We start from the raw sequence: 20,419 nt of genomic DNA on the forward strand, positions 1-20,419 counted from the left end.
TTATATCGTATGCACGCACTGTCCGGCGACGTAGGTCGCAACAGCGCGTCCGCTGAAGCGCGCGTCTTCGAACGGCGTGTTCTTCGAGCGGGAAAGAAGCATGTCCTTCGAAACAAGCCAAGGGTCATCGAGATCGATCAGCGTAATATCTGCTTTCGCTCCCGGCTTCAGCGTGCCGGCCTCGAGGCCGAAGATCTGCGCCGGCCGCGTCGACATCGCATCGATGAGGCGCATGAGGCTTACCTGACCGCTGTGATGCAGGCGAAGCGCCGCAGCGAGCATCGTTTCGAGGCCGACGGCGCCGTCCGCGGCCTCGCCGAAGGGCAGGCGCTTCGTGTCGACGTCCTGCGGATCGTGCGAGGAGACGATGATATCGATTGCACCGCGGGCCAGCGCATCCACCATCGCCACGCGGTCGTCTTCGGACCGCAGCGGCGGGTAGAGCTTGAAGAAGGTGCGGTACTCGCCGATGTCGTTCTCGTTGAGCGAGAGATTGTTGATCGAGATGCCGCAGGTCACGGTAGCGCCGCGGCTCCGGGCAAGTTCAATCGCTTCGACCGATTCCGGCACGGAGATCATCGCGGCGTGGTAGTTGCCGCGCGTCAGCTTCGCGATGCGCAGGTCGCGTTCGAGCGGGATGAGCTCGGCTTCCTTCGGAATGCCACCGAGACCAAGCCAGCTCGCGAACAGTCCCTCATGCATGACGCCGGTGGCGCCGAGATATTTGTCGCGAGTCTCACAGGAGATCACCGCGCCGAATTCACGCGCATAGGTCATGACCCGGCGCAGGACCTGGGTGTCATGGACGCTGGAGCGGCCATCGGTGAACGCGACGGCGCCTGCTTCAATCAGCAGGCCGATCTCGGTCATTTCTTCACCGGCAAGGTGCTTGGTGATCGCCGCTGCAGGATAGACGTTGACGAGTGCCTTGTCCTTCGCCGTCTTCTTGACGAACTCGACCAACGCGATGTCATCGATGACAGGATCGGTATCCGGCATCATGATGATCGACGTGACGCCACCGGCGGCTGCCGCACGGCTCGCCGACGCGATCGTCTCGCGATGTTCTGCGCCCGGTTCACCGATATGAACGCGCGCATCCACCAGGCCTGGCGTGGCAACGAGGCCGGTGCAATCGCGCACTTTGGCGCCAGCGGGCGTGCCCTGGTTCTGCGCATCCGCACCGGCTGCAACGATCACGCCGTCCTTGACGATGATGGTGCCGACTTCGTCGAGATTGCGCGAGGGGTCGACGATGCGAACGTTCTTGAAGACGATCGAGTTGCTCATGCGCCGGCTCCTTCGGTGCGTGGACCCTGATTTTGCGAGACAAGCAGCGTCTCCATCACGGCCATGCGCACCGCCACCCCCATTTCCACCTGTTCTGCGATTACGCTCTGCGGTCCATCCGCTACCTCCGAGGAAATCTCGACGCCACGGTTCATCGGGCCGGGATGCATGACCAGCGCATCGTCTTTCGCCGCCTTGAGCGTTTCGGCGTCGAGCCCGTAGAAGTGATAGTATTCGCGCACCGAGGGCACGAAGGCGCCAGACATACGTTCGCGCTGCAGGCGCAGCATCATCACCACGTCGGCGTCCTTCAGGCCTTCCTTCATGGAATGGAAGACTTCGACGCCCATGTCGGCAATGCCGGCAGGCAGCAGCGTCGCTGGAGCAACGACGCGTACGCGCGCGCCCATGGCGTTTAGCAGCAGGATGTTCGACCGCGCAACGCGGGAATGCAGCACGTCACCGCAGATCGCGACGATGATGCGCGACAGCTTGCCCTTGGCGCGGCGGATTGTCAGCGCGTCGAGCAGCGCCTGGGTCGGATGCTCGTGCTGGCCGTCGCCGGCGTTAACGACCGAGCAGGAAACCTTCTGTGCGAGTAGGGCGGCTGCGCCGGCGCTGGAGTGGCGGATAACCAGCACATCGGGCCGCATCGCGTTCAGCGTCATCGCCGTATCGATCAGCGTCTCGCCCTTCTTCACCGAGGAATTGCCGACCGACATGTTCATCACGTCGGCGCCGAGGCGCTTTCCGGCGAGCTCGAACGAAGATTGTGTACGCGTCGAGGCTTCGAAGAAAAGGTTGATCTGCGTGAGGCCTCTCAGCGTCGACGTTTTCTTCTCCCTTTGCCGGCTGATCTTGACGGCCTCGTCGGCCTTGTCGAGGAGAAAGGTGATATCCTGCTCTGTGAGCCCTTTGATACCGATGAGGTGGCGGTGGGGAAAGAAGACCATGAACCTGCCTCTTGCTGTCGTCTGCGGGGTCTATAAAGAGTGCGCCGGGCGGCGGCAAGCTTGCGCTGTGGGAAAGGCCCGTCTCCCCCTGCAATTTTGCCCGAATTCAACATTGCAGAGATAGGGAAATTATAACTTCCGGTTTCCCTTTGCCTGCCTCTTGCACTAGAAGCGATTCATGATGCCCGCCGAAGAGAAACTTGCCGAACTCAACCAGCCGAGCCTGTGGTCCGGGATCAATGCCTACAGGTCCGATCCGCTGATCGTGGACCTGACCGGCACGTTGCCGCGCGGGATCCGCGATGATCTCGACAATATGGGGCGCTACGTGACCTCTCCGGAGGCGCAGGAGCTGGCGCGCATGGCGAATCAGGGAACGCCGCAGCTGCGCACGCATGGTCCGCGCGGCGAGCGGCTGGATGTCGTCGAGTTCCATCCGGCCTGGCACGCGCTGATGCGCCGTTCGATGTCATCGGGGCTTCACTCGTCGGTGTGGGATCCGCAGGCGGATACCGAGGCGAAGGACCAGGCGCACAAGGTCAGGGCGGCGCGCTTCTATCTGACGGCGCAGCTCGAATCTGGCCATCTTTGCCCACTGACAATGACGAGCGCCTCGGTCGCGGCCCTTTCCGCCACGCCGGCCGTTCAGAAGGATTGGGCGCCGAAGATACTGTCGCGCAAGTATGATTCCACGAACAAGCCGGCCATGCAGAAGTCCGCCGTGACGATCGGTATGGGCATGACGGAGAAGCAGGGCGGCACCGACGTCCGCGCCAACAAGACGACGGCCGAAAAGGTCAGCGAAGGCATTTACCGCCTGTCCGGCCACAAGTGGTTCATGTCGGCGCCGATGAGCGACGCTTTCGTGATGCTGGCGCAAACGAAGGATGGGATGGGCTGCTTCCTCGTTCCTCGGCTGCTGGAAGACGGTTCGGCGAACGGCCTCCACTTCCAACGTCTGAAGGACAAGGTCGGCAATCGCTCCAACGCCTCGTCCGAGGTCGAATTCAGCGATACCTTCGGCTTCCTGCTCGGCACGCCGGATGGTGGCATCCGCACTATTCTCGACATGGTGACGTTGACGCGCCTCGACTGCGCGCTGGCCTCCTCGGGCATGATGCGTGCCTCGCTCGCGGAAGCCGTGCACCATACCCGCGGCCGCAGCGTCTTCGGCAAGATGCTGGTCAGCCAGCCGATCATGACGCGTGTCTTGGCCGATATGGCCCTCGATGTGGCGGCCGCGACAGCGCTGTCCTTCCGCCTCGCCGATGCGTTCGACCGGGCGCGCGGCAGTGCCGAAGAGGCGGCCTACGCCCGCGTCATGACGCCGGTTGCGAAATACTGGTGCTGCAAGATCGCGCCCGCACTGATCTACGAGGCGATGGAGTGCATCGGCGGCAGCGGCTACATCGAGGAGCGCCCGATCGCCCGCCATTACCGGGAAGCTCCGGTCAACGCGATTTGGGAGGGCTCGGGCAACGTCATGGCGCTCGACGTGCTGCGCATCCTGAACCGCGGCAAGGATCTCTTCGAAACCGTGTTTGCCGGGCTCGCGCGCGATCTCGGGCCGGCCGGCAAGAAGACGATCGACGTGCTGCGCGCCGCGATGGCGCTCTGCGAGCGGGACGAAGGCGCTGCGCGTCTGCTGGTCGAACAGCTCGCACTCGCTGCCGGCGCGGCCGAACTGTATCGCCTGGGAGCAGGCCGGATCGCCGACGCCTTCATTGAGACGCGGCTCGCAGGCGGCTGGCGCTCGACCTACGGCATGCTGGATTCGCGCTTCGACGCCAGCTACATCGTCGATCTGCTCTATCCGCCGGCAAGCTGATGACTATACTGCGCCCCGTCCGTGCCGATGATCTCGAACAGATCTATCGAATCTCGCTGGTGACGGGCGATGCTGGCCGCGATGCGTCCGAGTTGCATCGCGACGGCAAGCTGATCGGCCATGTCTACTCAGCGCCCTACGTCTTGCTCAGTCCCGAAACGGCTTTCGTGGCAGAAGATTTTGAAGGGGTTGCCGGCTATATTGTCGGTGTCTTCGACACGATTTCCTTCGAGGAGCGGCTTGAACGCGATTGGTGGCCGGCGCTCCGAGAGACGTACGCCGATCCACAGGGCGATCCGGCCAGCTGGGATGCGGATCAGAAATATATCGCCGCGATCCATCACCCGTCTCTGGTGCCTGCCGCGATCGTCGAAACCTTTCCAGCCCATATTCACATGAACCTTCTGCCGCGCCTTCAAGGCCAGGGGATGGGCACCGGGCTTCTTGATCGATGGTTGACGAATGCCCGAGACGCCGGCGTAACAGCAGTCCACCTCGGTGCCAGCGCCGATAACCATGGTGCCCTGCGCTTCTGGGGTTCCCGTGGGTTTGCACGTCTCGAACCTCCCTTTGTGGATGCTTCCGATCCGACGGCCTGGTTTGGCCAGGAGCTCTAGGGTCAAGCAGCGTCATGTCGCCGAACGGTGACAGTGCCCTGACTGCCGTCACCTTTGGCAGGCTGTCCACAATCTTTCAAAGGCTTGTCCGTTGTCGGTGTTGGGTGGTGTTGCTACTCACCGCAAGTGACAATTCGGACCGAATCCTAATGCTCAATGATCCCATGGTGCTAACGCCCGTTGCCGACGCAATCCGTGTCGAACCGGAAAAACGTATCCGAGACCGAAGCGCGACGGAGAAGGCAATCCTTAAGGCAGCCAAGTCGCTGCTGGCGGAGGAGGGGTTCCAGAATTTCGGGGTCAACGCAGTTGCCCGCCGCGCGGGATGCGACAAGCAGTTGATCTACCGTTACTATGGGGGCCTCAACGGCTTGGTGGAGGCGATCGGCGCTGATCTCGGCACCTGGGTCAAGGATCGTATTCCCGAGGACACCGGCGGCATGTTCCTTCTGACTTACGGCGACCTGATGGAGCGCTTGTCACTCTTGTTCCTCGAGGCCTTGAGGGATGATCCGCTTGTTCGTCGTATCGTTGCCTGGGAGGTTTCCGAAAACACCGAGCAGGTCAGGCGGCTTTCCGAGGCGCGGTCGAAGGCCTTGGCAAACTGGCTCGACCGGATGCGCGGATCGCTGACGCCGCCGAAGGGCGTCGATGTCGTGGCCGTCAATGCGATTCTGATCGCAGCCATTCAGCATCTCGTGCTTTCCGCCTCCGCCGGCGGCCAGTGCGCTGGGCTGGCACTCAAGACGCCGAAGGATTGGGAGAAGGCGGCAACCGCCCTGAAACGCATCGTTCGCGGCGTCTACGGCTGAAGCAGAGACAGTCTTTCCACAGGCCTTCCGTCGCGCGTTAACCTTAACAAATGGTTTACGTTGCGCCTTTCCGGTTAAGAAGTCAGGTTGCTGGGGCAGTCCAAAGTGTTGGGTGTCCGGAACCATGGGAACCAAAATCGCGAGAGCCGCGTTTCTTGTTGCCGCGATGATGTTTTTCGCTGTGCTTGCGCTGGATATCGCTGTGCCGGCGCTGGTTCTGGGTTCGATGGCGTTGTCGATATGGCTGGTTTCTTACGAGGGGCTATCCATTCGAAGAGAACGAGAGACGACCGCATGAAGTGGTTTCTGATCTTCTGGGCCGGTCCCATTGTCTTTCTGGCGGGATGGTACTGGCTTTCCTACTATGACATGAGCTTCGGCATCTTCATGCTGAGCAGGCAGGTTCACGACCTGACCTTCGAGATTTATGGGAAGATCCTCGGCATTCCGCCGGAAACCATTCCGCCGCTGGTCGCGCGTGCGATCGTCGTCGACAGTCTCGTCGTTTTCGCAATCATTGGGTTCCGCCGACGCAAGGCGATTGCCGCCTGGTGGCGTGCTCGTCACGGATCCAAGTCGTCGGATGCCGCTCTGCCGAGCAAGGAAAGCCTGTCCAGCGCTCCCTGAAGAATGAAGCTTGCCGCGGCCGAGTCGATGCGCTCGGCACGCTGCCTGCGCGATACGTCCATTTCCAGCAGAGCACGCTCGGCGGCGACCGTCGACAGCCGCTCGTCCCAGTACACGAAGGGCAGGGCGGTTTTCTGCTCCATGTTGCGCACGAAGGCGCGCGTTGCCTGTACGCGCGGTCCGGCCGATCCGTCCATATTCATCGGCAGGCCGATAACGAAGGCGGCAACCTTTTCCTTCGTGGCAAACTCCAGCAGCGTTACCGCATCGATCGTGAATTTCTCGCGTTTGATGACAGGCCGGGGCGTCGAAAAGCGCCGACCGAGATCGGACATCGAGAGCCCGATCGTTTTCGTGCCGAGATCGAGACCCGCGATCGCCTGTCCCGGCTGCAGCACCGTCGCCAGTTCCTCAATCGTCAGCACCGTCATCGTCGTTTCATCCCGTCAAAAGAAATTGAAGCAGCGCCGCTTTTCTTTGTGGCCGCATCGGATATGTCCATAACCAGCAAAGCAGGCTTTTGCATCCCATAATAAGAGGAGAATTTCATGAAGATCACTTGGCTTGGTCACTCCGCTTTCCGCATCGAGATCGGAAAGGCGAAAATCCTGCTGGATCCGTTTCTCACGCACAATCCGTCCTTTGCGGGCCAGAATGCAAAGGATGTCGCGAGCGGTGTTACACATATCCTGCTGACCCACGGTCACGGTGATCATGTCGGCGATACCGTCGCACTTGCCAAGGAGACTGGCGCGGTCGTTCTCGCAAACGCCGATCTTGCCGCCTGGCTGAGCTCGAAGGGCCTGAAGAAGATCGAAGCGGGCAACACCGGCGGTACGATTTCGTTCGACGGCTTCTCGGCGACCTTCACCAACGCGCTGCATTCCTCCGCCCAGATCACCGAGGATGGCGTTTCGCACGCCCTTGGCAATGCCAACGGCCTGATGCTGCACTTCGACGAGGAGGCTTCTATCCTCGCCATGGGCGACACCGACATCTTCTCCGACATGGCATTGATCAACGAGCTGCATCAGCCCGACATCGGCCTCATGCCAGTCGGCGACCGCTTCACCATGGGTGGCGCGGTGGCGGCATTGGCCTGCCAACGCTACTTCAACTTCAAGACCGCCATACCCTGCCACTACGGCACCTTCCCGATCATCGACCAGACGCCCGAGAAGTTCGTCTCCGGCATGGACGGATCGAAGACAGCTGTGAAAACGCCGAAGCCGGGCGAAAGCCTTTCTCTCTAGTCGAGGTCTGCCGAAATCGCTTCGATTTCGGAGAAGGAATTCCACGCAATCCAAAGACCATGCCCGTTGCGCACAGCGGGCATGGCCTTTATAGCGGGTAGGAAAAATCCCATCCGGAGAATGTTATGTCCGTCGACTTTGCCACCGTTAAGCGCGTAGCGCGCCTTGCCCGTATTGCCGTCTCGGAAGAAGAGGCAAACCGCATGGTGGGCGAGCTGAATGGTATTCTCGGCTTCGTCGAGCAGCTCTCGGAGGTCGATGTCGAAGGCGTAGAGGCAATGACATCGGTCACTCCGATGGAGATGAAGAAGCGCAGGGACGACGTGACCGACGGGAACAAGGCCGCCGACATTGTCTCGAACGCTCCTGTCACCGATCAGAATTTCTTCCTGGTACCCAAAGTCGTCGAATAAGGCTCTCGCTGCTTTCCGACCTCCGTTGCCATTCCAGATTTGAAGCGAATTACCATGAGCGAACTCACCAGCCTGACCATTGCCGAAGCCCGCACGAAGCTGCGCGCCAAGGAGATCAAAGCAACCGAACTGACCGAGGCCTACATCTCGGCAATCGAAGCGGCCAACGAAAAGCTCAATGCCTATATTAAGGTCACGCCCGAGAAGGCGCTGCAGATGGCGGAAGCCTCAGACGCGCGTCTCGCCGGCGGCAAAGGCGGTGCGCTCGAAGGCATCCCGCTCGGCATCAAGGACCTGTTCGCGACCGAAGGCATTCATACCCAAGCCTGCAGCCACATCCTGGATGGTTTCAAGCCGCACTACGAATCGACCGTCACCCAGAACCTGTGGGACGACGGCGCCGTCATGCTCGGCAAGCTCAACATGGACGAGTTCGCGATGGGCTCTTCCAACGAAACCTCTTACTACGGCGCGGTGATCAATCCCTGGCGTTCGGGCGGCTCCAACCAGCAACTGGTACCAGGCGGTTCCTCCGGTGGTTCCGCAGCTGCGGTTGCAGCCCACCTCTGCGCCGGTGCTACCGCGACCGATACAGGCGGTTCGATCCGTCAGCCGGCCGCCTTCACCGGCACGGTCGGCATCAAGCCGACCTATGGCCGTTGCTCGCGCTGGGGCACGGTGGCTTTCGCCTCGTCGCTCGATCAGGCCGGCCCGATTGCGCGCGACGTGCGCGACGCCGCGATCCTGCTGAGGTCGATGGCGTCAGTCGATTCCAAGGACACGACCTCCGTCGACCTGCCGGTTCCGGACTATGAAGCCGCGCTTGGCCAGTCGCTGAAGGGCATGAAGATCGGCATTCCGAACGAATACCGCGTCGACGGCATGCCAGAGGAAATCGAAACCTTGTGGCAGCAGGGAATTGCCTGGCTCAGGGACGCAGGCGCCGAGATCGTCAACATCTCGCTGCCGCACACCAAATACGCGCTGCCGGCCTACTACATCGTCGCCCCCGCCGAAGCCTCGTCGAACCTCGCCCGCTACGACGGGGTCCGCTACGGCCTGCGTGTCGACGGCAAGGATATCGTCGACATGTACGAAAAGACGCGCGCCGCCGGCTTCGGCAAGGAAGTCAAGCGCCGCATCATGATCGGCACCTATGTTCTCTCGGCCGGTTACTACGACGCCTACTACATCAGGGCCCAGAAGGTTCGCACGCTCATCAAGCGCGACTTCGAACTGGCCTTCAATGCCGGTATCGATGCGATCCTGACGCCCGCGACACCGTCGTCCGCCTTCGGCGTCGCCGACGAAAACCTCGCCTCCGATCCGGTCAAGATGTACCTGAACGACATCTTTACGGTGACGGTCAACATGGCCGGGCTGCCCGGCATCGCGGTTCCGGCCGGCCTCGATCACAAGGGCCTGCCGCTCGGTCTACAGCTGATCGGCAAACCGTTCGACGAAGAAACGCTGTTCAAGACTGCGCATGTGATCGAGCAGGCCGCGGGCAGGTTCACGCCTGCCAAGTGGTGGTAAGCGAGCTGACAATCCGGAAAAATGACCGTCGCCGACCATCATATGGTCGGCGACGTCGGTTTTGCGGCATGGAAATCCAGCGGCGCTGGCGAAGCTGGTTTCAACCGGGCTGACGTCATCGAAGGTGCCCGCAGAGCATTCTTCGACTATCCCGCTACAGCAAAGGGCGATGTCATCGTCGCTGAGTTCGAAGGTAGGATAGCCAGCTGGGGCGCCCGGGAAAACAAACCCAATTACATTTCTGACAGCTGGATCGATCCCGCCTGCCAGGGCCGCGGCATCGGTTCCGCCATGGTGCGCTACTTCATTGAACGCATTGCCGCTGACGGCTTCAAAGTTGCAAAAATCCACACCCGCGCTACCAATGGCGGCGCCATCCGACTTTACGAGCGGGCCGGCTTCTCGATCGTCTGGCGCGGTGAGAAGTTTGATGCGGAACTCGGCATTCCGCTCGAAAAGGTGCATCTGGAGAAGCGTCTCGGCTGAAGGCGCAATTTCGGGAGGAGGCCTATGGCCAAACAGAATATTGCGGACATGATCGAAGCATTCGACTGCCTCGCGGCGGCAGGTTTCACCGTGGGTGCGGAGTGGCAGGCCGTGCATGCAATCTGCCAGGCGCACGAAGGCGAGGCGCCTTTCGATTGGGGTCATGCCTTCTGCCATCGTATCGAAGGCGACGACTGGAATGCTGACTACTGGTACCGCCGTGCTGGCAAGCATCGTGGGAGCGGCTCGGTGGCCGAGGAGTGGTCGGCGATGAAGGCCGAGCTTACCACGCGTCTTTGAGGAAGCCGCGCGCTGAGGCGACGCGCGGCCAGGAGTTTATCTGTTGTCCTGTTCCGCTCTCACCAGAACCAATCCCCGTTCGGTGATGCGATAGGGCTTGCCGCCCGAGGATTTGATGGCCCTCTTCTGCTTCAGCTTGCGAAACAGCTCGAGGCCGAAGCCGGGATAGACCCAGCCGTCGCGGGTGAAGCACTTCACCGCCTCGATTTTCCGGTTGTCGTCGCGTTCGATTTCAATCCGGCCACCTTGGGCCAATAGTGCAGGATGCGCTGCTCCGTGCGTGAAATATCCATGGAATGTTGATCCGGTCGTAGCGCCTTGAGGAGGCGCGTAAAAACGATCTGGCGTCCGATTGGACGTCAGGGCTTCGTTTTTTCGGGCCCGTGCGCGCAAGAAAAACCTGCGGGCAGGGCCCCTACCGGGTCTGAGAAGACCAGTTCAACATAAGGTCGTCATATCCGCTGACCTCAATTTCGTCAAGTTTTGCAACCAATGGGGGATGTTGTGCTGGGTCTCGCGCTCGAAACCCAAGGCTTTGATAACGCGGTGATTCGGTGTTTACTTCTGCGAAAACGCGGAGAGGCTATTGATCCACATTCGCAATGCCCGCGAAGGCGAAGCGGAGCTTTTGAGCGAGATCGGAATAAGGGCCTGGCAGAAGGCAATGGCATCCATCGGCGAAGGGGATGCCATGGTCGATTCCGCGCGAAGCGCGTTTTTCGATTTCGTTACGGGTAGCTGGATCACCGTCACTGTCATCGAATGGAACGGGCATGCGGCAGGATGGGCGGCGCGCGAGACGCTCGACGAGAAGATTTCGGATTTCTGGATCGATCCTGCCTTCACCGGTCATGGTCTCGGAACTGCACTCTTGCAGGATATCGAGAAAGACATAGCAGCGCAGGGCTTCGATACGGCAATGATGCAGACGCACTCCGGAAACTCCGAAGCGATCAGCTTCTTCCAGAAGCGTGGATACGCAATTCATTGGCTATCGATTGTCTACAATCCCAAGCTCGATCGTGATGTGCCGTCAGTCGGTCTGTCAAAGGCTCTGGAATCGGCGGACGACGGCACATACGGTCTAGTCTAGCAGCGTGCCGTCCGACACGACGTAGCCGAGGGCGCCTGATAAAAGAAGCGCGGTCAGCATATGAAACATGGCAATGGCCCTGAGGATCGATCGGAACGGTTCTTTCTGCGTCTTGTGACGTAGGAGCCTTTGCGCGCAAACCGCGCCCAGGCTGCCACCGACGAATGCGAGCGTCAGCAAGGTTTTCTCGCTGATCCGGCGACGATGATGGCGAGCAGCCTGCTTGTCGAGGAAATAGATCGAGAACACGAAGGCATTGAGTGCCGGGAAGAGCCCGAGGATCATGAGAATATCAGTCGCCGTCATGCGGGCCACGCTAGCGACATTGCGTTAACACGCCCCAAACCGGCTGGCCCGCCCAACGGGACCGCCGAAAGCCTTGCACCGGCAAGCCATTTCCGTTACCTCACGAGTTGAAAAGAACAGCCTCAAAAAGAGCATCTCAATGACCATTGTCGACGTTCGTACGCCTGATCCGAAACGCTTCATTCCCGGCGCCACTGGCGATTGGGAAGTCATCATCGGCATGGAAGTTCATGCACAGGTGCTGTCGAATTCGAAGCTGTTCTCGGGCGCGGCGACGGAGTTCGGCAAGCCGCAGAATTCCAACGTGTCGCTCGTCGATGCGGCCATGCCCGGCATGCTGCCCGTCATCAACGAGGAATGTGTCAGGCAGGCGGTCCGCACCGGTCTTGGCCTGAAGGCGCAGATCAACAAGCGCTCGCTCTTCGACCGCAAGAACTATTTCTATCCCGACCTGCCGCAGGGCTATCAGATTTCGCAGTTCAAGGATCCAATCGTCGGCGAAGGCAAGATCGTCATCTCGCTCGGGCCGGATCGTCAGGGCCAGTTCGAGGACATTGAGATCGGCATCGAGCGGCTGCATCTGGAGCAGGACGCCGGCAAGTCGCTGCACGACCAGCACGCCACCATGTCCTATGTCGACCTGAACCGCTCGGGCGTCGCACTGATGGAGATAGTCTCCAAGCCGGACATGCGATCGTCGGATGAAGCCAAGGCCTACATGACGAAATTGCGCTCGATCGTGCGCTATCTCGGCACCTGCGACGGCAACATGGACGAGGGCTCCATGCGCGCCGACGTCAACGTCTCCGTCCGTCGCCCGGGCGAAGGTTTTGGCACCCGTTGCGAGATCAAGAACGTCAACTCCATCCGCTTCATCGGCCAGGCGATCGAATACGAAGCCCGGCGCCAGATCGGCATCCTGGAAGATGGTGGCGCGATTGAGCAGGAAACCCGTCTCTTCGACCCGAACAAGGGCGAGACGCGGTCGATGCGCTCGAAGGAAGATGCGCACGATTACCGCTACTTCCCGGACCCGGATCTTTTGCCCCTCGAGTTTGACGATGCGTTCGTCAAGGCGCTTGAAGCCGACCTTCCGGAATTGCCCGACGACAAGAAGGAGCGCTTCGTGCGCGAACTCGGTCTCTCGGTCTACGACGCTTCCGTTCTGGTCTCGGAAAAGGCGATCGCCGACTATTTCGAAGCCGTGGCCGAAGGCCGCGACGGCAAGGCAGCCGCCAACTGGGTCATCAATGATCTGCTCGGTGCCTTGAACCGGACAGGCAAAAGCATCGAGGAGACGCCTGTCTCGCCGGCGCAACTCGGCGCAATCATTGATCTTATCAGGGCGGAGACTATTTCAGGAAAGATCGCGAAGGACCTGTTCGAAATCGTGCTGAACGAAGGCGGCGATCCTGCCGAGATCGTCGAAGTCAGGGGCATGAAGCAGGTGACCGATACTGGCGCGATCGAGAGGGCGGTCGATGAGATCATTGCCGCCAACCCGGATCAGGTGGCGAAGGTCCAGGCCAAGCCGACGCTTGCCGGCTGGTTCGTCGGTCAAGTGATGAAAGCAACGGGTGGCAAGGCAAACCCGCAGGCAGTCCAGGCTCTGGTCAAGGCGAAGCTCGGCATCGAGGAGTAAGACCGTGTATTTCGTGCGCACCGCCAGCGAGGGTGATCTAAGCAAGATGCGCACCTTGCTGGATGAGGGCTTTCGCGCGACCTATGCTGGCCTCTATGGCGAAGCGAAGGTAGCCGAGCTCATTGCGCATCTGTTTTCGCCGGCGGCGCTGCAGGCGCGACTGGCGAAGAAGAATGCCGAGTTCCTCGTTGCCGATAACGGTAAGGATATCGGCGGTATCGGTTACGCCGCCATGTCGGATGAAATGACGAAGACCGTCATGCTGCATCTGCTCTATGTTCGTCCACCGCTGCATCGCCAGGGTATCGGGCGGGAGATCTTTGCCGAGTTGGAAACCTGTTTTCCCGATGCCGAGATCATGCGCTTGGAGGTAGAGCCGCGGAACAAGACGGCGATCGCCTTCTATCATGCTCACGGCTTCGAGGATGTCGGCCGCAATGAAAACGACGGGCCGGGGCAATCCGGCATACCGACGCTGATCCTCGAAAAACCTCTCGAACAGCGCTAGCCACAATGTGACCATGAGCCAAACCATCATTCGCGAGGCGCGCAACGCCGGACGTGGCGGCACTCGTTGCCATCTTTGCCGGGGATGAACTCGGCGGCCACGGCGATACGACGGCGCCTGAGGCCTTCGGCGACTATCTCCGGGCTTTCGAGCGGGTCGCCTCATCACGCGACCAGACGCTCTACGTCGCCGAACGCGAAGGGCAGGTCGTCGGCACGTTCCAGACGATGATCGTGACGTCGCTGGTTGGCAGGGGCTCGTCCTCGATGATCATCGAGGCGGTGCAGACGCGGGGCGACATGCGAGGACAGGGCATCGGCGCTCAGATGATCGAGTTTGCCATCGCGGAGGCAAAACGTCGCGGTCTTCGGCTCGTGCAACTGACCTCGAATGCCAGCCGCAAGGATGCGCACCGTTTCTATGAGCGACTGGGCTTCAAACAATCGCATCTCGGCTTCAAGATGGCGCTGAAATGAGCCGGTGTGGCGCCGGAATCACTGGACAATGTGGATCGCTGGCGGCATAAGCGAGGGATCAAATTCTGGTCCCGCTCGCCGTCCGGCTAGCTCAAGGAAAAGACATGAAGAATCTCCTCGTGCAAATCTTCACCTGGTGGAACGGTCAGACGATCGGTACGCGTTTTGCGACATGGCGTTTCGGTAAGCGCGTCGGTGAAGACGAATTGGGCAACGTTTATTACGAAGGTGGCATGTCGTCCTACGGCCTTCCGAAGCGTTGGGTGATCTATAAGGGCTATGCCGAAGCCTCCGCAATTCCCCCGGGTTGGCACGGCTGGATGCACCACCGCACGAACGTTCCTCCGAGCCAGGAAAACTACGTCGCCAAGGAATGGCAGAAGCCGCATCGCGCAAACCCGACGGGTTCGCCGCAGGCTTATCGCCCGCCTGGATCATTGGTCGTTCCTGGCGAACGTCCGCGGGTTACGGGCGACTACGATGCCTGGACACCTGGCAACTGAGCAGGCCCCGCCGGCCCCGCTTTTGGCCACAATTGACCATTACCCGCAGAATGGCCGCAGCGATTGCGGCCTTCGATTTCAAGATGCTGTGGAGACGGGCAGATATGAAGCTTTTCACGCGGAAGAATCTCCTGCGTGCCGCCGGGCTCTCCCTGGCGCTTGGCCTTCTGCCGCAGGTCGCCTCCGCTGCGCGCATCGAGAACTCGGTCGCTGTTTTCTCCGGCCTCGACAAGATCACCGGCCGCATCACGACGTTCGATGTCTATGTCAACGAGACCGTGCAGTTCGGCGCGCTGCAGGTGACACCTAAGGCCTGCTATTCGCGCGATCAGGCCGAAGCGCAGAAGATAGATGGTTTTGTGGAAGTCGACGAGATTACGCTCGACCGCAAGATCCGCCGCATCTTCACCGGCTGGATGTTTGCCGACAGCCCCGGCCTCAATGCCGTCGAGCATCCGATCTATGACGTCTGGCTGAAGGACTGCAAGCAGAACTCGGACGTGCCCGCGCCCGACAAGGCAGCCAACTAATTCTCAAAATTCCAGGTGCGGTGATTCAATTGCTGCCGCGAGTATGTGAGCGTACTCATCCTTCGGAACATCGATGGCTCCGAAAGTCTTTAGGTGCTCGGTCGTAAACTGTGTATCGAGCAGGGTAAACCCCTTGGTCCGCAGCCGTTCCACGAGATGAACGAGGCAGATCTTCGAAGCGTCCGTCCGACGTGAGAACATGCTTTCGCCGAAGAACGCCGAACCCAGCGACACTCCGTATAATCCGCCGACAAGCTCGTCACCGTCCCATGCCTCGACCGAGTGCGCGTGGCCGATGCGATGCAGCGTGGAATAAAGCGTCTTGATCGTTTGATTGATCCAGGTGCTCGGCCTGTCCCCGGTCTCCGCCGCGCAGGCTGCGATCACCGCATCGAAATCGTGGTTGAAGCGGATGTCGAAAGGCTTGCGCCGGATCGTCTTGGCGAGGCTTTTGGAAACGTGGAATTCATCAAGCGGCAGGACACCGCGAAGATCGGGCTCGACCCAGAATATCTCTGGGTCATCAGCCGATTCGGCCATCGGAAAGAGGCCGATAGAGTAGGCGCGCAGGAGGATTTCCGGTGTTATGCCTGGAGACTTCCTGCGCGATCCTGCCATTCTCTGTTACGCCGGTTTTTTGGCCAGATAGTTTTCCAGCCAATGGATATCATAGTCGCCGTTGGCGATGTCTTGATTGTCCACCAGATCTTGGAACAACGGAAGCGTGGTCTTGATGCCGTCCACGACAAACTCGTCCAGCGCGCGACGCAGACGCATCATGCATTCGACACGCGTGCGACCGAATACGATGAGCTTGCCGATGAGGCTGTCATAGTAAGGCGGGATCTTGTAGCCCTGGTAGGCGCCGCTATCGACGCGAACCCCAAGACCACCCGGCGCATGGAAGTGCGTGATCGTGCCCGGAGAGGGCACGAACGTACGCGCGTCCTCGGCGTTGATGCGGCACTCGATGGCATGGCCGTGGAAGTTGATCTCTTCCTGCTTGACGGAGAGCCCGCCGCCGGAAGCAACGCGAATCTGCTCGTGGACCAGATCGATGCCGGTAATTGCCTCGGTAATCGGATGTTCCACCTGCAGACGGGTGTTCATTTCGATGAAATAGAACTCGCCGTTCTCATACAGGAACTCGATCGTGCCGGCGCCGCGATACTTCAGCTTCTTCATGGCATCGGCGCAGACCTGGCCGATCTTCATTCGCTGCTCGACGTTCAGGGCCGGGGAGTTGGCTTCTTCCCAGACCTTCTGATGGCGGCGCTGCAGCGAGCAATCGCGTTCGCCGAGATGGATCGCATTGCCTTCGCCATCGCCGAACACCTGGATTTCGATGTGGCGCGGCTTGCCGAGGTACTTTTCCATGTAGACGGCATCGTTGCCGAAAGCGGCTGCCGCTTCGGTACGGGCCGTCGACCAGGCTTCGATCAGGTCGGCCTCGGACTTGGCAACCTTCATACCGCGGCCACCGCCGCCTGCGGTTGCCTTGATCAGCACTGGATAGCCGATTTCAGCGGCAGTACGCAGTGCGTCTTCCTCGGTCTTGACCTCGCCATCGGACCCCGGAACGACAGGGATACCGAGCTCCTGCGCCGTTGTCTTGGCGGTGATCTTGTCGCCCATGAGGCGGATATGTTCCGCCGTCGGGCCAATGAACGTGATGCCATGCGCTTCCAGGATTTCCGCAAACTTGGCGTTTTCGGACAGGAATCCGTATCCCGGATGCACGGCATCGGCACCCGTGATTTCGCAGGCGGCCACGATCTGATGAATGTTCAGATAGCTTTCGCGCGAGGGCGGCGGGCCAATGCAGACGCTTTCGTCGGCAAGGCGCACATGCATGGCATCGGCGTCGGCAGTCGAGTGAACCACGACGCAAGGAATGCCGAGCTCTTTGCATGCGCGCAGCACGCGAAGCGCGATTTCCCCGCGGTTGGCGATGAGGATTTTCGAGACCATGACGCTCGCCTTATTCGATGACGACGAGGGCTTGGCCGTATTCGACGGGGCTTCCGTCCTCGACGAGGATTTCGGTGACCTTGCCGGACTTCGGCGAAGGGATCTGGTTCATGGTCTTCATCGCTTCGATGATGATCAGCGTCTGACCTTCCTTGACGGTGGCGCCGAGCTCGATGAAGGGACGCGCGCCCGGAGCCGGAGCCATGTAGGCCGTGCCGACCATCGGAGCGCTAACGGTGTTGGCAGGGTTGCGCGCGGGAGCCGCAGGCGCCGCGGCGGCGGCTGGAGCTGCAGCGACCGGCGCTGCGGCGGCAAATGCAGGCGCGCCGATCGGAGCCTGGACGTACTGGGTGTTGCCGGCGCGCGAAACGCGAATTCGCAGATCGTCCTGCTCGACTTCGATTTCCGTCAGATCCGTATCGTTGAGGATGTTCGCGAGGTCGCGGATCAGTGCCTGGTCGATACCGTTTTTCTTCTCAGCCATGAGTGTTTGCCCTGTGTTCTTCTTATGCCGTGAGATTCTTCAGCGCATGCAGCGCTAGAATATAACTATGAGGCCCGAAGCCGCAGATGACGCCCTTAACCGCAGGCGCAATCATCGACTTGTGGCGGAATTCTTCTCGCGCGTGGACGTTGGAGATATGAAGCTCTATCACCGGAATGGAAATAGCGCGAATTGCGTCGTGGAGCGCGACCGACGTATGCGTGTAGGCTCCGGCGTTGATCGCCACGCCAACGGCCTTGTCGTTTGCTTCGTGAAACCAGTCGACGAGCATACCTTCGTGATTGCTCTGGCGAAAATCGATATCGAAACCGAGCTCACGCCCAGCCGCCTTGCAATCCGCCTCGATATCCTGAAGCGTCTTGCCCCCATAGATGCCCGGCTCTCTTTTGCCGAGCATGTTCAAGTTGGGCCCGTTCAGGACGAATATCGTTTGCGTCATCGAGTGTTCCATCAAGTGCGAGACGGCAACCTATAGACTCCCAACGAACCTAATGAAAGCCCTTTGGGAAACGCAGCCCGAATCGCGCCACATTTGTCCACATGGCTGAAACGCTTCGATTTTGGCGATTTGATGGGCGTCGTCTCAACAACTCGTCTTACCGCAGGCGCGCATGTTCTTGACCTTGGTTTCGAGATCATCGAAACCGACTGCGCCCTGAACCAGTTCGTTGCCGATCACGTAGGACGGTGTACCGGTGATGCCGAGGCTCTGGGCAAGTTGATAGGTCTCCTTCACGGAGGCATCGCTGGAGCTCTTGGCCATCTCGTCACGGATTTGCTTTTCGCTGACGCCAAGCGACCCGGCGACTTCAATTGCGCTCGCTTCGTCGGCGCGGCCATCACTGCTGAGAAGCGCGATATGGAACTCGCTATACTTTTCCGGCGCCAGCTTGCGGAACGCATCGGACACCTTGTGGGCGGCGACCGATTCCGGGCCGAGGATCGGGAATTCCTTGAGCACGAAGCGGACATTCTTGTCCTTTTCGAGCATCGTCTGCATGTCGGAAAGTGCGTGTCGGCAATAGCCGCAATTGTAATCGAAGAACTCGACGATCGTGATGTCGCCCTTCGGGTTGCCGATCGTCATGTCATACTTCGAATCGAAGATCGTTGACTTGTTGTCAGCAATCACCGCATTGGCTTTGACGAGGCGCGCCTGCTCCTGCTTCTTCTGCAGGGCATCCTGAACATCCAGCATGATCTCCGGATTTTCGATCAGATACTGCTTGATGAACTCGCCGAACTCCTTCTTCTGCGCTTCATCGAGCGCCGATGCCGGGTAGGCCGTTGCCACCGAGGCAGTCAGCGCCAGTGCGGTGAAGATTTTCGGAAGTATGGCCATTATATCCTCGTTATCAGCAGTTCGTATGCATCGTTCTAGGCGCCGGATAACACTGCCCGGTTAACGGCGGAAATCAGATGCCGTCAAATTATGGTGCGTCCGGTCGTCTTCAAACAAGAATTTTCGCATCCGCTGTTCAATCGCGGGATTGTGATGATCCGATTATTGCGGCAATTGTCTGGCCGCAAGCAAAGTTAGAGAGAAGCGATCTTGTTTTCCATTTCCCAACGCAGTGAAGTCGAGCCCTTCCATGCCATGGATGTTCTGGCCGAAGCGACAAAGCGGCGAGCGAGCGGTCACCCGGTCATATCCATGGCTGTCGGACAGCCCTCCCATCCGGCGCCACGCGCTGCTCTGGAGGCCGCGCAGGCAGCGCTCGTCGAGGGCAGGATCGGCTATACGGACGCGCTCGGCACGGCGAGGCTGAAACATGCGCTGGCCGGGCACTATCGCAACCGTCACGGGCTGGAAATCGATCCGGCGCGCATCGCGATAACCACCGGTTCTTCCGCCGGCTTCAACCTTGCCTTTCTCTCGCTGTTTGATGCCGGAGACGCGGTCGCCATCGCCCGGCCGGGCTATCCTGCCTACCGCAACATTCTCGGGGCTCTTGGGCTTAGGGTGATCGAGGTACCGGTGACTGCCGACACGCATTTCACGTTAACACCCGAGAGCCTGGAGGCTGCCCAAACTGCAAACAACGTCAGACTGAAGGGCGTGCTGCTGGCGAGCCCCGCCAACCCCACTGGCACGGTGACCGCTCGCCAGGGACTGAAGGCGTTGGCCGACTATTGCGCGGCGAATTCGATCGCGTTCATTTCAGACGAAATCTATCACGGGCTGACTTTTGCCGGCGAAGAGACCAGCACGCTGGAATTGACCGACGAGGCGATCGTCATCAACTCCTTCTCCAAATATTATTGCATGACCGGCTGGCGCATCGGCTGGATGGTGCTGCCCGAGCGGCTGGTGCGCCCCATCGAGCGTGTCGCGCAAAGCCTCTACATCTCGCCGCCCGAACTCTCGCAGATCGCCGCGACGGCAGCGCTCAGCGCGACCGCGGAACTCGATGTCTACAAGGCAAGCTACGCCGCCAACCGCGAGTTTCTGCTGAAGCGCCTGCCGGAAATCGGCCTGTCCATTGCCTCGCCGATGGATGGTGCCTTTTATGCCTATGTCGACGTATCGCGCTTCACCAATGACAGCATGGCGTTCGCCAAACGGATGCTGGCAGAGATCAACGTCGCCGCGACGCCGGGTCTGGATTTTGATCCGCTGGAAGGCAATAGGTCGATGCGCATGTCCTACGCCGGCTCCGAGGCAGAGATCGTTGAAGCAGTCGAGCGCATTGCAGCGTGGTTGCAATAATTCTATATCCTAGGTAGTTGTGGAGGCTCCCTAAATCAATTTCTGAGCGGCTCACTAGAA

General features: G+C 60.1%; 24 protein-coding genes and 2 pseudogenes. 16 read left to right on the forward strand and 10 right to left on the reverse strand.

Annotation, left to right across the window (positions count from 1 at the left end; all coding sequences use genetic code 11):
- On the reverse strand, nucleotides 1–1,290 hold the full coding sequence (locus tag FHT71_RS27865) for a dihydroorotase (protein WP_132594218.1): 1,290 nt from the start codon (nucleotides 1,288–1,290) through the stop codon (nucleotides 1–3).
- Nucleotides 1,287–2,243, reverse strand: coding sequence for an aspartate carbamoyltransferase catalytic subunit (locus FHT71_RS27870; protein WP_132594220.1), 957 nt, complete (start codon nucleotides 2,241–2,243; stop codon nucleotides 1,287–1,289). The genes FHT71_RS27865 and FHT71_RS27870 overlap by 4 nt, the downstream gene beginning before the upstream one ends.
- Nucleotides 2,244–2,421: 178 nt before the next feature.
- On the opposite strand from FHT71_RS27870, the gene FHT71_RS27875 reads away from it, so the two are divergent.
- From FHT71_RS27875 to FHT71_RS27890, 4 genes are all read left to right on the forward strand, one after another.
- Nucleotides 2,422–4,071, forward strand: a complete 1,650-nt coding sequence (locus FHT71_RS27875; protein ID WP_132594222.1) for an acyl-CoA dehydrogenase family protein — start codon at nucleotides 2,422–2,424, stop codon at nucleotides 4,069–4,071.
- Complete coding sequence (locus FHT71_RS27880) at nucleotides 4,071–4,688, forward strand: GNAT family N-acetyltransferase (protein ID WP_132594224.1); 618 nt, start codon at nucleotides 4,071–4,073, stop codon at nucleotides 4,686–4,688. Before FHT71_RS27875 ends, FHT71_RS27880 begins: the two co-directional genes overlap by 1 nt.
- A 149-nt stretch (nucleotides 4,689–4,837) precedes the next feature.
- The gene (locus tag FHT71_RS27885; RefSeq protein ID WP_007792778.1) at nucleotides 4,838–5,500 is read left to right on the forward strand and encodes a TetR/AcrR family transcriptional regulator; all 663 of its coding nucleotides are present in this window, start codon (nucleotides 4,838–4,840) and stop codon (nucleotides 5,498–5,500) included.
- Nucleotides 5,501–5,794: 294 nt separating this feature from the next.
- Nucleotides 5,795–6,127 (forward strand): DUF6105 family protein, encoded by a 333-nt coding sequence (locus FHT71_RS27890; RefSeq protein ID WP_007792773.1) that lies wholly within the window; start codon nucleotides 5,795–5,797, stop codon nucleotides 6,125–6,127.
- On the opposite strand, the gene ruvX is transcribed toward FHT71_RS27890, so the two are convergent.
- Nucleotides 6,064–6,558, reverse strand: a complete 495-nt coding sequence (gene ruvX / locus FHT71_RS27895) for a Holliday junction resolvase RuvX (protein WP_007792771.1) — start codon at nucleotides 6,556–6,558, stop codon at nucleotides 6,064–6,066. The genes FHT71_RS27890 and ruvX overlap by 64 nt on opposite strands.
- A 117-nt stretch (nucleotides 6,559–6,675) precedes the next feature.
- Here ruvX and FHT71_RS27900 point away from each other — a divergent pair, with 117 nt between their 5' ends.
- From FHT71_RS27900 to FHT71_RS27920, 5 genes are all read left to right on the forward strand, one after another.
- Complete coding sequence (locus FHT71_RS27900) at nucleotides 6,676–7,380, forward strand: metal-dependent hydrolase (protein WP_007792769.1); 705 nt, start codon at nucleotides 6,676–6,678, stop codon at nucleotides 7,378–7,380.
- Between the two features lie 125 nt (nucleotides 7,381–7,505).
- On the forward strand, nucleotides 7,506–7,793 hold the full coding sequence (gene gatC, locus FHT71_RS27905) for an Asp-tRNA(Asn)/Glu-tRNA(Gln) amidotransferase subunit GatC (RefSeq protein ID WP_007792766.1): 288 nt from the start codon (nucleotides 7,506–7,508) through the stop codon (nucleotides 7,791–7,793).
- 54 nt (nucleotides 7,794–7,847) lie between these two features.
- Nucleotides 7,848–9,329, forward strand: coding sequence for an Asp-tRNA(Asn)/Glu-tRNA(Gln) amidotransferase subunit GatA (gatA, locus tag FHT71_RS27910; RefSeq protein WP_132594226.1), 1,482 nt, complete (start codon nucleotides 7,848–7,850; stop codon nucleotides 9,327–9,329).
- 21 nt (nucleotides 9,330–9,350) lie between these two features.
- Nucleotides 9,351–9,815, forward strand: a complete 465-nt coding sequence (locus FHT71_RS27915; RefSeq protein ID WP_132594227.1) for a GNAT family N-acetyltransferase — start codon at nucleotides 9,351–9,353, stop codon at nucleotides 9,813–9,815.
- A 24-nt stretch (nucleotides 9,816–9,839) separates the two neighbouring features.
- Complete coding sequence (locus tag FHT71_RS27920; protein ID WP_132594228.1) at nucleotides 9,840–10,115, forward strand: hypothetical protein; 276 nt, start codon at nucleotides 9,840–9,842, stop codon at nucleotides 10,113–10,115.
- A gap of 36 nt (nucleotides 10,116–10,151) precedes the next feature.
- Here the strand turns inward: FHT71_RS27920 and FHT71_RS27925 are convergent.
- Nucleotides 10,152–10,408: pseudogene (locus tag FHT71_RS27925) on the reverse strand (YjhX family toxin).
- Nucleotides 10,409–10,701: 293 nt separating this feature from the next.
- On the opposite strand from FHT71_RS27925, the gene FHT71_RS27930 reads away from it, so the two are divergent.
- Nucleotides 10,702–11,208, forward strand: coding sequence for a GNAT family N-acetyltransferase (locus tag FHT71_RS27930; protein WP_132594230.1), 507 nt, complete (start codon nucleotides 10,702–10,704; stop codon nucleotides 11,206–11,208).
- Here the strand turns inward: FHT71_RS27930 and FHT71_RS27935 are convergent.
- On the reverse strand, nucleotides 11,200–11,514 hold the full coding sequence (locus FHT71_RS27935) for a DUF1294 domain-containing protein (protein ID WP_132594232.1): 315 nt from the start codon (nucleotides 11,512–11,514) through the stop codon (nucleotides 11,200–11,202). The two genes, FHT71_RS27930 and FHT71_RS27935, sit on opposite strands and share 9 nt — an antisense overlap.
- A 139-nt stretch (nucleotides 11,515–11,653) precedes the next feature.
- Here FHT71_RS27935 and gatB point away from each other — a divergent pair, with 139 nt between their 5' ends.
- The 5 genes and pseudogenes from gatB (at nucleotide 11,654) to FHT71_RS27960 (ending at nucleotide 15,173) form a co-directional block, all read left to right on the forward strand.
- Nucleotides 11,654–13,156, forward strand: coding sequence for an Asp-tRNA(Asn)/Glu-tRNA(Gln) amidotransferase subunit GatB (gene gatB / locus FHT71_RS27940; protein ID WP_132594234.1), 1,503 nt, complete (start codon nucleotides 11,654–11,656; stop codon nucleotides 13,154–13,156).
- A 4-nt stretch (nucleotides 13,157–13,160) separates the two neighbouring features.
- Nucleotides 13,161–13,664: a GNAT family N-acetyltransferase gene (locus FHT71_RS27945; RefSeq protein ID WP_007792746.1), complete on the forward strand. Its 504-nt coding sequence runs from the start codon at nucleotides 13,161–13,163 to the stop codon at nucleotides 13,662–13,664.
- 13 nt (nucleotides 13,665–13,677) lie between these two features.
- Nucleotides 13,678–14,140 (forward strand): annotated as a pseudogene (locus FHT71_RS27950) (GNAT family N-acetyltransferase).
- A gap of 104 nt (nucleotides 14,141–14,244) precedes the next feature.
- Nucleotides 14,245–14,643 (forward strand): NADH:ubiquinone oxidoreductase subunit NDUFA12, encoded by a 399-nt coding sequence (locus FHT71_RS27955; protein ID WP_007792741.1) that lies wholly within the window; start codon nucleotides 14,245–14,247, stop codon nucleotides 14,641–14,643.
- 104 nt (nucleotides 14,644–14,747) lie between these two features.
- A complete protein-coding gene (locus tag FHT71_RS27960) occupies nucleotides 14,748–15,173 on the forward strand; it encodes a DUF2155 domain-containing protein (RefSeq protein WP_007792740.1) in 426 nt (141 codons plus the stop codon).
- Nucleotides 15,174–15,176: 3 nt separating this feature from the next.
- On the opposite strand, the gene aat is transcribed toward FHT71_RS27960, so the two are convergent.
- The 5 genes from aat to FHT71_RS27985 form a co-directional block, all read right to left on the reverse strand.
- Nucleotides 15,177–15,791: a leucyl/phenylalanyl-tRNA--protein transferase gene (gene aat / locus FHT71_RS27965; protein WP_007792737.1), complete on the reverse strand. Its 615-nt coding sequence runs from the start codon at nucleotides 15,789–15,791 to the stop codon at nucleotides 15,177–15,179.
- A 6-nt stretch (nucleotides 15,792–15,797) separates the two neighbouring features.
- Entirely contained in the window at nucleotides 15,798–17,144 is a 1,347-nt protein-coding gene (gene accC / locus FHT71_RS27970; RefSeq protein WP_007792735.1) for an acetyl-CoA carboxylase biotin carboxylase subunit, read from the reverse strand.
- Between the two features lie 10 nt (nucleotides 17,145–17,154).
- A complete protein-coding gene (accB, locus tag FHT71_RS27975) occupies nucleotides 17,155–17,628 on the reverse strand; it encodes an acetyl-CoA carboxylase biotin carboxyl carrier protein (protein WP_007792734.1) in 474 nt (157 codons plus the stop codon).
- A 22-nt stretch (nucleotides 17,629–17,650) separates the two neighbouring features.
- Complete coding sequence (gene aroQ / locus FHT71_RS27980; RefSeq protein ID WP_007792731.1) at nucleotides 17,651–18,088, reverse strand: type II 3-dehydroquinate dehydratase; 438 nt, start codon at nucleotides 18,086–18,088, stop codon at nucleotides 17,651–17,653.
- Between the two features lie 144 nt (nucleotides 18,089–18,232).
- Nucleotides 18,233–18,991, reverse strand: coding sequence for a DsbA family protein (locus FHT71_RS27985; protein WP_007792729.1), 759 nt, complete (start codon nucleotides 18,989–18,991; stop codon nucleotides 18,233–18,235).
- A gap of 210 nt (nucleotides 18,992–19,201) precedes the next feature.
- Between FHT71_RS27985 and FHT71_RS27990 the strand changes: the two genes are divergently transcribed.
- The gene (locus tag FHT71_RS27990; RefSeq protein ID WP_183722940.1) at nucleotides 19,202–20,359 is read left to right on the forward strand and encodes an aminotransferase class I/II-fold pyridoxal phosphate-dependent enzyme; all 1,158 of its coding nucleotides are present in this window, start codon (nucleotides 19,202–19,204) and stop codon (nucleotides 20,357–20,359) included.
- Nucleotides 20,360–20,419 lie beyond the last annotated feature (60 nt).

This window comes from Rhizobium sp. BK060, from assembly GCF_014193145.1.
Taxonomy (GTDB): Bacteria; Pseudomonadota; Alphaproteobacteria; order Rhizobiales; family Rhizobiaceae; genus Rhizobium.

Excerpts from the sequence above, each read along its gene's own strand:
- FHT71_RS27865 (WP_132594218.1), bottom strand. The coding sequence starts at position 1,290 with ATGAGCAACTCGATCGTCTTCAAGAACGTTCGCATCGTCGACCCCTCG.
- FHT71_RS27870 (WP_132594220.1), bottom strand. The coding sequence starts at position 2,243 with ATGGTCTTCTTTCCCCACCGCCACCTCATCGGTATCAAAGGGCTCACA.
- FHT71_RS27875 (WP_132594222.1), top strand. The coding sequence starts at position 2,422 with ATGATGCCCGCCGAAGAGAAACTTGCCGAACTCAACCAGCCGAGCCTG.
- FHT71_RS27880 (WP_132594224.1), top strand. The coding sequence starts at position 4,071 with ATGACTATACTGCGCCCCGTCCGTGCCGATGATCTCGAACAGATCTAT.
- FHT71_RS27885 (WP_007792778.1), top strand. The coding sequence starts at position 4,838 with ATGCTCAATGATCCCATGGTGCTAACGCCCGTTGCCGACGCAATCCGT.
- FHT71_RS27890 (WP_007792773.1), top strand. The coding sequence starts at position 5,795 with ATGAAGTGGTTTCTGATCTTCTGGGCCGGTCCCATTGTCTTTCTGGCG.
- ruvX (WP_007792771.1), bottom strand. The coding sequence starts at position 6,558 with ATGACGGTGCTGACGATTGAGGAACTGGCGACGGTGCTGCAGCCGGGA.
- FHT71_RS27900 (WP_007792769.1), top strand. The coding sequence starts at position 6,676 with ATGAAGATCACTTGGCTTGGTCACTCCGCTTTCCGCATCGAGATCGGA.
- gatC (WP_007792766.1), top strand. The coding sequence starts at position 7,506 with ATGTCCGTCGACTTTGCCACCGTTAAGCGCGTAGCGCGCCTTGCCCGT.
- gatA (WP_132594226.1), top strand. The coding sequence starts at position 7,848 with ATGAGCGAACTCACCAGCCTGACCATTGCCGAAGCCCGCACGAAGCTG.
- FHT71_RS27915 (WP_132594227.1), top strand. The coding sequence starts at position 9,351 with ATGACCGTCGCCGACCATCATATGGTCGGCGACGTCGGTTTTGCGGCA.
- FHT71_RS27920 (WP_132594228.1), top strand. The coding sequence starts at position 9,840 with ATGGCCAAACAGAATATTGCGGACATGATCGAAGCATTCGACTGCCTC.
- FHT71_RS27935 (WP_132594232.1), bottom strand. The coding sequence starts at position 11,514 with ATGACGGCGACTGATATTCTCATGATCCTCGGGCTCTTCCCGGCACTC.
- gatB (WP_132594234.1), top strand. The coding sequence starts at position 11,654 with ATGACCATTGTCGACGTTCGTACGCCTGATCCGAAACGCTTCATTCCC.
- FHT71_RS27955 (WP_007792741.1), top strand. The coding sequence starts at position 14,245 with ATGAAGAATCTCCTCGTGCAAATCTTCACCTGGTGGAACGGTCAGACG.
- FHT71_RS27960 (WP_007792740.1), top strand. The coding sequence starts at position 14,748 with ATGAAGCTTTTCACGCGGAAGAATCTCCTGCGTGCCGCCGGGCTCTCC.
- aat (WP_007792737.1), bottom strand. The coding sequence starts at position 15,791 with ATGGCAGGATCGCGCAGGAAGTCTCCAGGCATAACACCGGAAATCCTC.
- accC (WP_007792735.1), bottom strand. The coding sequence starts at position 17,144 with ATGGTCTCGAAAATCCTCATCGCCAACCGCGGGGAAATCGCGCTTCGC.
- accB (WP_007792734.1), bottom strand. The coding sequence starts at position 17,628 with ATGGCTGAGAAGAAAAACGGTATCGACCAGGCACTGATCCGCGACCTC.
- aroQ (WP_007792731.1), bottom strand. The coding sequence starts at position 18,088 with ATGACGCAAACGATATTCGTCCTGAACGGGCCCAACTTGAACATGCTC.
- FHT71_RS27985 (WP_007792729.1), bottom strand. The coding sequence starts at position 18,991 with ATGGCCATACTTCCGAAAATCTTCACCGCACTGGCGCTGACTGCCTCG.